Source organism: Bradyrhizobium cajani, from assembly GCF_009759665.1.
Lineage (GTDB): Bacteria > Pseudomonadota > Alphaproteobacteria > Rhizobiales > Xanthobacteraceae > Bradyrhizobium > Bradyrhizobium cajani.
This window is the reverse complement of record NZ_WQNE01000017.1, coordinates 159,733-172,318: the sequence shown is the minus strand read 5'-3', so window position 1 is coordinate 172,318 and position 12,586 is coordinate 159,733. Positions and strand designations below refer to the sequence as shown.

13 protein-coding genes are annotated in these 12,586 nt (G+C 64.7%); 5 read left to right on the top strand and 8 right to left on the bottom strand.

Going from position 1 to position 12,586, the window contains the following annotated elements; genetic code table 11:
* The first annotated feature begins 227 nt into the window (after positions 1-227).
* Positions 228-1,115 carry a TauD/TfdA dioxygenase family protein gene (locus GPL20_RS21225; RefSeq protein WP_157331433.1) on the top strand — a complete coding sequence of 296 codons (888 nt, stop codon included), beginning with the start codon at positions 228-230 and terminating at the stop codon, positions 1,113-1,115.
* 216 nt (positions 1,116-1,331) lie between these two features.
* On the opposite strand, the gene GPL20_RS21220 is transcribed toward GPL20_RS21225, so the two are convergent.
* On the bottom strand, positions 1,332-1,976 hold the full coding sequence (locus GPL20_RS21220; protein ID WP_157331432.1) for a YqgE/AlgH family protein: 645 nt from the start codon (positions 1,974-1,976) through the stop codon (positions 1,332-1,334).
* Between the two features lie 141 nt (positions 1,977-2,117).
* On the opposite strand from GPL20_RS21220, the gene GPL20_RS21215 reads away from it, so the two are divergent.
* The 4 genes from GPL20_RS21215 (at position 2,118) to GPL20_RS21200 (ending at position 5,873) form a co-directional block, all read left to right on the top strand.
* Positions 2,118-2,960 carry a protein-disulfide reductase DsbD domain-containing protein gene (locus GPL20_RS21215; RefSeq protein WP_157331431.1) on the top strand — a complete coding sequence of 281 codons (843 nt, stop codon included), beginning with the start codon at positions 2,118-2,120 and terminating at the stop codon, positions 2,958-2,960.
* A gap of 304 nt (positions 2,961-3,264) precedes the next feature.
* Positions 3,265-4,632 (top strand): lipopolysaccharide biosynthesis protein, encoded by a 1,368-nt coding sequence (locus GPL20_RS21210; protein WP_430641769.1) that lies wholly within the window; start codon positions 3,265-3,267, stop codon positions 4,630-4,632.
* A gap of 38 nt (positions 4,633-4,670) precedes the next feature.
* Positions 4,671-4,856, top strand: coding sequence for a hypothetical protein (locus GPL20_RS21205; RefSeq protein ID WP_157331429.1), 186 nt, complete (start codon positions 4,671-4,673; stop codon positions 4,854-4,856).
* Positions 4,857-5,048: 192 nt separating this feature from the next.
* Positions 5,049-5,873 (top strand): sulfite exporter TauE/SafE family protein, encoded by an 825-nt coding sequence (locus tag GPL20_RS21200; protein ID WP_157331428.1) that lies wholly within the window; start codon positions 5,049-5,051, stop codon positions 5,871-5,873.
* Between the two features lie 123 nt (positions 5,874-5,996).
* Here the strand turns inward: GPL20_RS21200 and GPL20_RS21195 are convergent, their stop codons facing one another.
* The 7 genes from GPL20_RS21195 to GPL20_RS21165 form a co-directional block, all read right to left on the bottom strand.
* A complete protein-coding gene (locus GPL20_RS21195) occupies positions 5,997-6,785 on the bottom strand; it encodes a 3-hydroxybutyrate dehydrogenase (protein ID WP_157331427.1) in 789 nt (262 codons plus the stop codon).
* Position 6,786: 1 nt separating this feature from the next.
* Positions 6,787-7,962, bottom strand: coding sequence for a DUF3734 domain-containing protein (locus tag GPL20_RS21190; RefSeq protein WP_157331426.1), 1,176 nt, complete (start codon positions 7,960-7,962; stop codon positions 6,787-6,789).
* A 94-nt stretch (positions 7,963-8,056) separates the two neighbouring features.
* Positions 8,057-8,560, bottom strand: a complete 504-nt coding sequence (locus tag GPL20_RS21185; RefSeq protein WP_157331425.1) for a CAP domain-containing protein — start codon at positions 8,558-8,560, stop codon at positions 8,057-8,059.
* Between the two features lie 187 nt (positions 8,561-8,747).
* Positions 8,748-9,782 carry a sulfate/molybdate ABC transporter ATP-binding protein gene (locus GPL20_RS21180; RefSeq protein WP_157331424.1) on the bottom strand — a complete coding sequence of 345 codons (1,035 nt, stop codon included), beginning with the start codon at positions 9,780-9,782 and terminating at the stop codon, positions 8,748-8,750.
* The gene (gene cysW, locus GPL20_RS21175) at positions 9,772-10,677 is read right to left on the bottom strand and encodes a sulfate ABC transporter permease subunit CysW (protein ID WP_157331423.1); all 906 of its coding nucleotides are present in this window, start codon (positions 10,675-10,677) and stop codon (positions 9,772-9,774) included. Before cysW ends, GPL20_RS21180 begins: the two co-directional genes overlap by 11 nt.
* A 10-nt stretch (positions 10,678-10,687) precedes the next feature.
* The gene (gene cysT, locus GPL20_RS21170) at positions 10,688-11,524 is read right to left on the bottom strand and encodes a sulfate ABC transporter permease subunit CysT (protein ID WP_309143224.1); all 837 of its coding nucleotides are present in this window, start codon (positions 11,522-11,524) and stop codon (positions 10,688-10,690) included.
* Positions 11,525-11,561: 37 nt separating this feature from the next.
* Positions 11,562-12,575 (bottom strand): sulfate ABC transporter substrate-binding protein, encoded by a 1,014-nt coding sequence (locus GPL20_RS21165; protein WP_157331422.1) that lies wholly within the window; start codon positions 12,573-12,575, stop codon positions 11,562-11,564.
* Between the last annotated feature and the right edge of the window lie 11 nt (positions 12,576-12,586).

Sequence of the window (12,586 nt, the reverse complement as noted above, 5' to 3'; positions counted from 1 at the left end):
CGCTACACCATCATGTGAGGGACGACCGCTTGCCTTCCAATCAAGCCGCGCGACGCGCGCTATCAAATAGTGCCGTAGCTAGCGCGGCTGGTTGGAAGGCCTCAGCGGAGCCCGTTACCCCATCTACGGGCTGCCATGCGCGGCGAGCGTTGACAACTCCGAGTGCGGGAGTAGCTTTTTCTCCAACAGAGCGGGACCAACCGCTCGCACATGCGGGAGAGAACGTCATGACGATCGCCATCCGGCAGCTTCAGAAGCATTTTGTCGGCGAGGTCTCCGGCCTCGATCTGCGCCAGCCGCTCACCAACGAGCAGGCGCGCGAGGTCGAGGCAGCCATGGACAGATATGCGGTGCTGGTGTTCCACGAGCAGGACATCACCGACGAACAGCAGATGGCCTTTGCGGTCAATTTTGGCCAGCGGGAGGATGCGCGCGGCGGCAACATCACCAAGGCCGATGAATACCGCCTCACCTCGGGCCTGAACGACGTCTCCAACCTCGGCAAGGACGGCAAGCCGCTCGCCAGGGACAGCCGCGCCAACCTGTTCAACCTCGGCAATTGCCTGTGGCATTCCGACAGCTCGTTCCGCCCCATACCGGCAAAATTCTCGCTGCTGTCCGCGCGCGTGGTCAACCCGAAGGGCGGCAACACCGAATTCGCCGACATGCGCGCCGCCCATGACGCGCTCGACGAGGAAACCAAGGTTGAGATCGAGGATCTCGTCTGTGAGCACTCGCTGATGTACTCGCGCGGCTCGCTCGGCTTCACCGAATACACCGACGAGGAAAAGGAGATGTTCAAGCCGGTGCTGCAGCGTCTGGTGCGCACCCATCCCGTCCATCGCCGCAAGTCGCTCTATCTCTCGTCGCATGCCGGCAAGATCGTCGGCATGAGCGTGCCGGAGGGTCGGCTGCTGCTGCGCGATCTGAACGAGCATGCGACGCAGGCCGAGTTCGTCTACGTCCACAAATGGAAGCTGCATGACCTCGTGATGTGGGACAACCGCCAGACCATGCACCGCGTCCGCCGCTACGACCAGTCCCAGCCCCGCGACATGCGCCGCGCGACGGTGGCGGGCACCGAGCCGACGGTGCAGCAGCAGGCGGCAGAGTAGACGCGCACACCGCCGTCGTTCCGGACGAGCGAAGCGCAGATCCGGGACCCCCGCGCGAGCGCTTGCGCTCGTCGCGATAACCACAGGGAGTTGTGGTTACGAAGACTCGGAGTTGCCGCCTAACAAGACAACCGCTCCCTGGGGTTATGGGTCCCCGCGCCACGTGCGCAATTGCGCACTAGGCGAGGACGACACCGAGGGTGTAGCTACATCGCGCTACGCGTGCCCCGCCTCGTTCGACAGCATGCCGGGATCGATTCCGATCTTGCGGAGCGCCCGTCCGTATTTGTCCTCGACGTCGTCGCCGAAGATCAGATCCGTGTCCGCATCGCAATGCAGCCAGCCATTGCTCTGGATCTCGGTCTCGAGCTGGCCCGGCGCCCAGCCGGCATAGCCGAGCGCGAGGATGGCATGCTTGGGTCCGGAGCCGTTGGCAATCGCGCGCAGGATGTCGACGGTCGCGGTGAGGCAGACGCCGTCGTCGATCCGAAGCGTCGCGTTCTCGATGTAGAAATCGCTGGAATGCAGCACGAAACCACGGCCGGTATCGACCGGACCGCCGCGCAGCACCTTCATGCTTTCGGCATTCTCCGGCAGCTTGATGTGCTCGCCCTTCCTGACGATGCCGAGCTGCATCAGGAGCTCCGGAAAGTCGATGCTGCCAGCCGGATGATTGACGATAATGCCCATCGCGCCTTCGGCGGAATGGGCACAGAGATAGATCACGGAGCGCTCGAAGCGGGGGTCGCCCATCACCGGCATCGCAATCAGGAGCCGACCGTCGAGATAGCCGGCCGAATTGGGTAGCGCCGGGCCCGCGCTCCGAGTGCTGTCGCCCGTCCTCTTGCCTGCAGGAGCCATGGTGAAGCACTCCGGTTTCAATTCCTATCCTGATGTCGGGCCCGGCCGCTGTCAAATCAAGGCTTGCAGAGATCCGATTCAGGTGCATCCATCACAAGCAATTCAATAGTTTGCCACCGGCAGCCCCTGTAAAGACGTGCCATGTCCAGCATAGTTCCCCTGCGTGCGGCGATCGGCGTCGCAACAACCCTGTTTGCGTCGTCGTTGGCCCTTGCAGCCCGCGCCGATGACGCTTCGCCATGGCAGCGCGACGGACATTCCGCAGTGCGGCTGCTCGCGGGGTCACGCAGCGGTGCTGTCCTGCTCGGCGGTATCGCCTTCCAGCTCCAGCCGGGCTGGAAAACCTACTGGCGGACCCCCGGGGACTCCGGCGTTCCGCCGCGGTTCGATTTCTCGAAGTCGGACAATGTCGAAGCGGTGACGATCATGTGGCCGGCGCCGCTGAAGTTCGACGACGGCGCGGGCGGCCATTCGATCGGCTATCGCGACCAGATCGTGCTGCCCTTGCGGATCGTCGCCAAGGCCGCCGACAAGCCGGTGACGCTGCGCGCCGAGATCAACTATGCCGTGTGCGAGAAGCTCTGCATTCCCGTCGAGGCCCATGCCGAGCTTGGCTTCAACAGCGTCGCCTCGACCGAGGACGCCAATCTGCGCGCGGCGCTCGACACCGTGCCGAAGCCAGCCAATATCGGGGATCCCAATCCGCTGACCATCCGCGACGTCAGGCGCGACGGACCGAAGAACGTGGTGGTCGACGTGGTCGCGCCGGCCGACGCGCGCAGCGTCAATCTGTTCGTGGAAGGCCCGACGCCGGATTGGGCGCTGCCGATCCCGGCACCGGTCCAGCACAGCCCGCCGGGTGTGAAGCGCTTCTCTTTCGAGCTCGACGGGCTGCCGCCGGGCGCCAAGCCCGACGGCGCAGCGCTGAAATTCACGCTGGTCGGGCCGGAGAAGGCGTACGAGTTCAATACGAATCTGGAATAGTTCGTCGTCCCGGCGAAAGTCAGGACGAGTGAGTTGCACCGTCGGCGTCCACACTCAGCTGTCGTCCCGGACAAGCGCGCCTCAAGCGCGCGCCGATCCGGGACCTATAACCACAGGGTGTGGTTTGGCGAAGACTCGGAGTTGCCGGCGTAGCGCCACGACTTCCCCCTATGGTTATGGGTCCCGGCGTTCGCCGGGACGACACCGAGGGTGGGCGACAGCATACCCACCCAACCGAATCTTAACGAATGGTTGCTAGGCCGGAGCCTGCCGCAGCATGCGGAACGCCTGGGGGCTTTTCGACTTGGCCGTGATGGACGCTGAACCCGCAACGACCGGAGCGGCCGGGCTGATCGCGCGGCTGCGCGGCAAGCTGACCGGCGGCTCGAGCGAGGCATCGCTGACGCGGCGGCTGGCCGGCACCATCTTCGTCATCCGCGTGATCAGCGCGGGGCTCGCCTATGTCTCGCAGGTCCTGCTCGCGCGCTGGATGGGAACGTCCGACTACGGCGTCTACGTCTATGTCTGGACCTGGGTGCTGCTGCTCGGCAGCATGATGGACTTCGGCATCTCGGCTTCCGCGCAAAAGATCATTCCGGAGTATCGCACCGGCGGCGAGCATGCGCTGCTGCGCGGCTTCCTCTCCGGCAGCCGCTGGCTGACCTTTGCCGTGTCCACGCTGGTGTCGCTCGCCCTTGCCGGCATCGTGAGACTGCTGTCGCCCTGGATCGATCCGGCCGAGGTGCTGCCGCTCTATATCGGCTGCATGACGCTGCCGGCCTTCGTCGTCGCCAACACCCAGGACGGCATCGCCCGCTCGCACGACTGGATGCAGCTCGGCCTGATGCCGCAATTCATCATCCGCCAGGCGCTGATCATCGGCATCACCGCCTGCGCCTTCCTGCTCGGCTACCATCTCGGCGCGGTCGCCGCGATGGTCGCGAGCGCCGCCGCGGTCTGGATCGCGATGACCGGGCAGATGGTGGTGCTGAACCGCAAGCTCGCCGATCACATCGAGCCGGGCCCCAAGGCCTATGACATCAGTGGCTGGCTCGCGGTGTCGCTGCCGATCCTGCTGGTGGAGAGCTTCTACCTGCTGCTGTCCTACACCGACGTCCTGGTGCTGCAGCAGTTCCGCCCGTCCGACGAGGTCGGCGTCTATTTCGCGGTGGTGAAGACGCTGGCGCTGGTCTCGTTCATCCACTACGCGATGTCGGCGACGACAGCGCATCGCTTCGCCGAATACAACGCCAGCGGCGACAAGGCGCGCCTGTCGGCTTACGTGGCGCACGCCATCAACTGGACGTTCTGGCCGTCGCTGGCGGCGACCATCGTGCTGCTCGCGCTCGGCAAGCCGCTGCTCTGGCTGTTCGGGCCGCAATTCACGGTCGGCTACGACATCATGTTCGTCGCCGCGATCGGACTCGTGGTCCGCGCCGCGATCGGTCCGGTCGAGCGGCTGCTCAACATGCTCGGCCAGCAGAAGATCTGCGCGCTGGCCTATGCGCTGGCCTTCGTGATGAACGTCGTGCTCTGCATTGCGCTGGGCCCCCGCTATGGCGGCCACGGCGCCGCGGCCGCGACCTCGATCTCGCTCACCTTCGAGACGGTGCTGCTGTTCTGGATCGTGCGGCAGCGTCTGGGGCTGCACGTGCTGGCGTTCGGACGTTAGCCGCTAGACGCGAATAGAACGAGACGCGGCGGTCCGATATGCTTCAGACCATGGCGAAGTCTGACCAGACATTCACTTCTCAAGAGGAGCCGAACGTTGGCGAGTACCATGCCACCGCGGACGAGTTGATGGCCATCGATGCCGCCATGGCTTCCATTGATCGTGGCGAAGTTGCTTCTGAGAGCGAGGTCAGAGCAGTCTTCGCAAAATTCCTCCGCGAATGAGCCTCGCCCTTCGTCTGCGCGGACGGGGCGAAACGTCCATTTCGCGCGAGAGTGGCCGCTTGGACGGAATGACTACCGTTCTCCTGTCCGCAGCATGATTTTTCTTATTCCATCCAAACAGTTGCACGCCAGGGAAAGTTTATTCTACCTCGTATTGCCCAACCGATGAGATCAACCTAAGATTCCCCGGACATGTTCGATCCCCTCTACGTCGCCTCTGGATTTGGCGTCGGCCTGCTTGTCGGGATGACCGGCGTGGGCGGCGGCTCCTTGATGACGCCGCTCCTGATCCTGCTGTTCGGCGTACATCCCTCCACGGCGGTCGGAACCGACCTGCTCTATGCCGCCGCCACCAAGACCGGCGGCAGCGTGGTGCATGGCTGGTCGCGCAGCGTGCACTGGCCGGCGGTGCTGCGGCTCGCCTGCGGCAGCATCCCGGCGAGCGCGCTGACGCTGCTGGTGCTGTGGAAGCTCGACCTCAAGAGCGACTCCGAACGCAGCCTGGTCAATCTGGTGCTGTGCTTCGCGCTGCTCTTGACCGCGACCTCGCTGATCTTCCGCAAGACGATCATGGAGCGCTACCGCAAGACGCTGGAGGGCATCGACGATCGCACCACGGCGATTGCGACCATCATCACGGGCGCCGTGCTCGGCGTGCTGGTCTCGATCTCGTCGGTCGGCGCCGGCGCGGTCGGCGTGACCGTGCTGCTGCTGCTCTATCCGCGCCTGCCGATGGCGACCATCGTCGGCTCCGACATCGCCCACGCCGTGCCGCTGACGCTGGTCGCCGGCATCGGACACTGGGCGCTTGGCGACGTGGACTGGGCCCTGATGGGCGTGCTGCTGGTGGGCTCGCTGCCCGGCATCATCGTCGGCAGCTTCAGCGCGACGCGCGTGCCCGAGACGGTGCTGCGCCTGACGCTCGCCTGCGTCCTGTTCGTGGTCGCCGGCAAGATCATGTTCGCCGAATTGAACCTGTCGTCGGCGTTCGTGACGGCGCTGGCCCGGGGGCATTGAGCGAGAAGCGACGCGCCTTTCGTAGGGTGGGCAAAGCGAAAGCGTGCCCACCGCTTTCTTCAATCGAAAAGGATTGTGGGCACGGCGCTGACGCGCCTTTGCCCACCCTACGGCATCGAGCCCCTACTCCGCGGTCCAGCCGCCGTCGATGGAGAGATTGGTGCCGGTGATCTGCGCGGCATCGTCGCTGCACAGGAACAGCGCGAGGGCTGCGACCTGCTCGGAGGTGACGAACTCCTTGGTCGGCTGTGCGTCGAGCAGCACGTCGTTGATGACCTGCTCGCGGGTCAGATTGCGCGCCTTCATCGTGTCGGGGATCTGCTTCTCCACCAGCGGCGTCCAGACGTAGCCTGGGCTGATGCAGTTGCAGGTGATCTTGTGGGTCGCAACTTCCAGCGCCACGGTCTTGGTGAGGCCGTTGATGCCGTGCTTGGCCGAGACGTAGGCCGATTTGAAGGGCGACGCCACCAGCGAGTGCGCCGACGCCGTGTTGATGATGCGGCCCCAACCCTTCTTCTTCATGCCCGGCACTGCCGCGCGGATGGCATGGAAGGCCGAGGACAGGTTGATCGCGATGATCTGGTCCCACTTCTCGATCGGGAATTCCTCGATCGGGGAGACGAACTGGATGCCGGCATTGTTGACGAGGATGTCGACCGAGCCGAAGGTCTTCTCGCCGAGCGCGATCATCCCGGCGATCTCGGCGGGCTTGGTCATGTCGGCGGGCGAGTAGATCGCCTTCACGCCGAAATCGGACTCGATCTTCGAGCGCTCCTTCTCGATGTCCTCGGGCGAGCCGAAGCCGTTGATGACGACGTTGGCGCCGGCCCCCGCGAAGCCGCGCGCGTAAGCGAGCCCGATGCCGCTGGTCGAACCGGTCACGACGGCATTCTTGCCTGACAGACTACCCATGCTATTCGCTCCTTTTTGCCGGGGGCGCAGTGACGTCCCCCGTGAGATCGTAGGCCACCATGGTCTCGCCGGACTGCGGCTGCTCGAGCCAGTCCTTGTGGCGCATCGACAGATGCACGTCGCGCACGCCGGCTTCCCAATGCTCGACCATGGCGACATGCGAGAAGTCGTAGTCCTTGGACGAGGATTCGTAGTTCTTGCTGCGATAGATCAAGTGCACCACGGTGACGGTGCTTTCGCACGCCGCCTTGGAGAGGAATTCGACGGACGGATCGTTCTTGAGGTAGTCCGGCAATTTGCTGATGAGATCGCGCACGGCCCGGCGGGCGTTGTGGATTTGCTTGTTCTTGTCCGTGTTCATCCGCGTACGGCTGGAATAGCGGATGTCCTTCTCGCGCTCGGCGGCCTCCAGCAGCGAATTCGGCAGATCGCCGCGCGCGGAAAACAGGTCGACCTGGAAGATCAGCATGTCGCGCGCGAGCTCGGCATCGAGCACGTAGTCGAGCGGCGTGTTGGAGGCGATGCCGCCGTCCCAATAATGCTCGCCATCGATCATGACGGACGGAAAGCCCGGCGGCAGCGCGCCGGAGGCCATGATGTGCTCGGGGCCGATCCTCTTGCCGAGCTTCTTGAACTCGTAATTGTCGAAATACTTGAAGTTGCCCGAGGTGACGCCGACCGCGCCGACCGACAGCCGCGTCTTCACATCGTTGATGCGGTCGAAATCGACCAGCCGCTCCAGCGTCTTCTTCAGCGGCGCGGTGTCGTAATAGCTCTCGGCTTCGGGATGGCCCGGCGGCCATAGCGGCGCGGGCGGGACACGCGGGACGAAGAAGCCGGGCACGCCGAAGGTTGCGATCAGCGCGGCACTGGTGGAGTTGAACAGCTCGCGGCTGTGGTCGCTCTTGCCGATCGGCTTCCACGGCACCGGCGCCGAGACCATCTCCCAGAACTCCTTGAGCCGCTTGACGCGGGTGTGGCCCTCGTTGCCGGCGATGATGGCGGCATTGACCGCGCCGATCGAGATGCCGGCGACCCACTCCGGCTCGAAGCCGTAGCCGCACAGCGCCTGATAGGCGCCGGCCTGATAGGAGCCGAGCGCGCCGCCGCCCTGGAGAACCAGGACGCGCTGCGCATTCGCGGGGACGCTGGCGGATTCCGGGCGATGATCTGTCATGAGGGAACAATAGCAAAAGGGAGCAATAGCAAAAGGCGAGCCACCGTGGCGACAGTCCGCCGCGGCGTCAATGCATCCCGGGATCAAGTCTGGCTTATCGGGGCTCCGTCGAAGCCAGGATCATGGTCCAGAACACCTTGTACTTGGTGCCGGGAGCATAGCCCGCTGCGATGCCCAGTTTTGTGACACCGCCCTTGAGCATGTTGGCACGGTGCGGAGGCGAGTCGCGCCAGCCGGAAAACGCTTCTGCCAGCGTATGATAGCCGGCCGAGACGTTCTCGACCGCCACGGTGGCGGGATAGCCGCCGGTTGCCAGGCGCTTGGCCAGGGGCGCGCGAACGTCATGATCCATCTTGTTGGCCGCCGCCATGGCCTGGGATTGGGATTCGGCGAGCCGCATCAGATCGGGGTCGATGACGACGGTGCCGAGGGCGTTGTTCTGGCGATATTGCGAGATCATCACCGCGGCTGCCTGGGCGTCGAGCTTGGCGCCCGGCACCGCCATGTCGGCATACATCGACGGCTGCTGGACCGGTGCCTCATTGCCCGCACAGCCGGCGAGCAGCAAAGTGATGAGTATTGCGGCCGCGGCGCGCATGAATCAGGCCCCCAAATGAGGGGCCGTTGTTGCATACCAACCGTGGCTGAAAGGTGAACTTTGAGGAAAATCTGAGCTGTCATTCCGGGGGGCAGTGCGCAGCACTGAACTCGGGTGCGCAATTGCGCACCTGAGAATCTCGGGGTTCCGGGTTCGATGCTCCGCATCGCCCCGGAATGACGGTGCCTTACCCCGCAAATATCCGGTAGCGGCGGGGCTCCAGGCCGATGGTGTCGCCGGCGCGCAGTTCCCGGTCGCGGGGGGCGTCGATCTCGATGGTCTCGCCGCCGGACAAAGCGACCTCCGCGCGCTGCACGGGACCGAAATTGCGGACATGCTGGACCGCGCCCTCGAAGGCACCGCTGCCGGGCGGGCCGACCAGCATGTCATGTCGCCGCACGAACAGTTTTGACGCGCCGGGCACAAGCCCGTCCGCGGCGAGCGGAAGCTGCCGGTCGCCGAGCCTGACCACGCCGCCGTCGACCTGGACCGGCAGCTCGATGGATTCGCCGATGAAGCCGTGGACGAACGCACTCGCGGGGCTTTCATAGACGTCATCGGGCGAGCCGATCTGCTCGATCCTGCCCTTGTCCATCACCACGACGCGGTTGGCGACTTCCAGCGCTTCCTCCTGGTCGTGGGTGACGAAGATCGAGGTGACGTTGATCTCGTGGTGCAGCGAGCGCAGCCATCTGCGCAGCTCTTTCCGCACCTTGGCATCGAGCGCGCCAAAGGGCTCGTCGAGCAAGAGGATGCGCGGCTCGATCGCGAGCGCGCGGGCGAGCGCGATGCGCTGGCGCTGGCCGCCGGAGAGCTGGCTCGGATAGCGGTCGGCGAGCCAGTCGAGCTGGACAAGGTCGAGCAGCTCTTTCACCCGCGCACGGATCGTCGCCTCGTCCTTGCGGACGGCGCGCGGCTGCACGCGCAGGCCAAAGGCGACGTTCTCGAACACCGTCATGTGGCGGAACAGCGCGTAGTGCTGGAACACGAAGCCGACATGCCGCTCGCGCGCACCCTGCGCCAGCGCATCCTCGCCGTTGAAGGAGACGTCGCCGGAATCGGGCCAGTCGAGCCCGGCGATGATGCGCAGCAGCGTGGTCTTGCCGGAGCCGGACGGGCCGAGCAGCGCCAGCAGCTCGCCATTGTCGACCTTGAGGTCGACGCCGTCGAGGGCTGCAAAACTGCCGAATTTCTTGATGAGATTCCTGACTTCAATGGTCATTGACGTCTTGTCCTTCGTCGAGGTGACGTTCGAGAACGGTCTTGGCAATCAGCGTGATCAGCGCCAGCATAGCGAGCAGCGAGGCGATCGCGAAGGCGGCGACGAACTGGTATTCGTTGTAGAGAATCTCGACCAGCAGCGGCATGGTGTTGGTCTCGCCGCGGATGTGGCCGGAGACGACCGAGACCGCGCCGAACTCGCCCATCGCGCGGGCATTGCACAGCAGGACGCCGTAGAGAACGCCCCATTTGATGTTGGGCAGCGTGACGCGGAAGAAGGTCTGGAGACCCGAGGCGCCGAGCGAGATCGCGGCCTCCTCCTCCTGCGTGCCCTGCTCCTGCATCAGCGGGATCAGGGCGCGCGCCACGAAGGGAAAGGTCACGAAGGTGGTCGCAAGCGCGATGCCGGGCACCGCGAACAGGATCTGGACGTCGTGATCCCTAAGCCAGCTGCCGAAATAGCCCTGCGCGCCGAACAGCAGCACGAAGACGAGGCCCGAGATCACCGGGCTGACCGAGAACGGCAGGTCGATCAGCGTGATCAGGAAGGTCTTGCCCTTGAAGTCGAATTTGGCGATGGCCCAGGCGGCGACGAGACCAAAGACGAGATTGAGCCCGACCGAGATCGCCGCCACCAGCAGCGTCAGCCTGATCGCGGCCAGCGCCTCCGGCTCGGCGAGCGCGGCGAGATAGGCCAATATGCCTTTCGAGAAGGCTTGGGCGAACACCACGACTAGCGGCAGCACGACGAAGACAGAGAGAAAGGTTATCGCCAGCGCGATGATCGTAATGCGCACCGCGCGCGGCTCGGTGCGGAGGCTGTCCCGCGCCGCAGCCGCGTGCGCCCTTGCGCCGGAGGCCGAAAGCGAAACCGAGTCTGCGATCTGCAGCGTCATGGTCCGCCCCTCAACGCGCCGGAATCCGGCTCTGCGCCCAGCGCTGGAGCCGGTTGACGGCAAAGATGATGAGGAAGGAGACGACGAGCATCACCACCGCGATGGCGGTCGCGTCGGCGTAGCGGAATTCCGACAGGCGGATCACGATCAGGAGCGGCGCGATCTCGGAGACGTTCGGCAAGTTGCCGGCGATGAAGATCACCGAGCCGTATTCACCGACCGCGCGGGCGAAGGCGAGCGCCAGGCCGGTGAGCAGCGCCGGCGCGAGTGAAGGCAGGATCACGCGGATGATGGTCTGCCAGCGGCTGGCGCCGAGACTGCCCGCGGCCTCCTCGATTTCGGGATCGAGATCCTGGAGCACCGGCTGCACGGTGCGCACCACGAAGGGAATGCCGATGAAGATCATGGCGACGAAGATGCCGACCGGCGTGAACGCCACCTTGATGCCGAGCGCCGCAAGCGGCGCGCCGAGCCAGCCCTTCTCGGCGAACAGCGCGGTCAGCGCAACGCCGGCGACTGCGGTGGGCAGCGCAAACGGCACGTCGACGATGGCATCGAACAGCCGCCGGCCGGGAAAGCGGTAGCGCACCAGCGCCCAGACGATGATGCTGCCCATCACCAGATTGACGCAGGCCGCCGCAAAGGCGAGGCCGAACGAGACGCGAAGCGCGTTCAGCGTGCGGCGGCTGGCGAGGATGGCCCAGAACTGTTCGGGGCTGAGCTCGAACGATTTCAGGAACAGGCCCGCAAGTGGAATCAGAATGATGACGGACAGCCAGGACAGCGTCAGTCCCATCGTGAGACCGAAGCCCGGCAATGTCCGACGTCGTGCTGCGAGTGCGCTCACCAGGCCCCCTGCTAAAGCCTCCTACGACAGCGCCCGATCAGTTCTTGTAGATCTGATCAAAGACGCCGCCGTCGGCAAAATGTTCCTTCTGCGCCTTGATCCAGCCGCCGAAAACGTCGTCAATCGTGAACAGCTCGACCTTGGCGAAGGCGTTTTCGTACTTCTTGGCGATTTCGGCGTCGCGTGGACGGTAGAAATTGCGCGCGGCGATTTCCTGACCTTCCTTGGTATACCAATATTGCAGATAGGCATCGGCGGCGTTGCGAGTGCCCTTTTTATCGGCAACCTTGTCGACGATGGCGACCGGCGGCTCGGCGAGGATCGATTGCGGCGGCGCCACGATCTCGAACTTGTTCGCGCCGAACTCCTTCAGAGCCAGGAACGCCTCGTTCTCCCAGGCCAGCAGCACGTCGCCGACGCCACGCTCGACGAAGGTCACGGTGGCGCCGCGCGCACCGGTGTCGAGCACCGGCACCTGCTGATAGAGCTTGCCGATGAAGTCTTTGGCCTTGTCGGCCGAGCCATATTTCTTCTGGGCAAAGCCCCAGGCCGCCAGGTAATTCCAGCGCGCGCCGCCCGACGTCTTCGGGTTCGGCGTGATCACGGCGACGCCCGGCTTGATCAGGTCGTCCCAGTCCTTGATGGCCTTGGGATTGCCCTTGCGCACCAGGAACACGATGGTCGAGGTGTAGGGCGATGAATTCTGCGGCAGCCGCTTCTGCCAGTCGGCCGTGGTGAGGCCCTTGTTCGCGATGGCGTCGATGTCGTAGGCGAGCGCGAGCGTCACCACATCGGCCTGCAAGCCGTCGATCACGGCACGTGCCTGCGAACCGCTGCCGCCATGCGACTGCTTGATCTCGACGCTCTTGCCGGTTTCCTTCTGATAGGCGTTCGCGAACGCCTTGTTGAACTCGGCATAGAGCTCACGCGTCGGATCGTACGACACGTTCAGCAGATTGATGTCAGCGGCGAGAGCCGAGCCTGCCCAGAAACTCGTCACGAGAAGTCCTGCAGCGAGCGGAACGATACGGCGCATCATGTCCATCTCCATTCACTTCGATG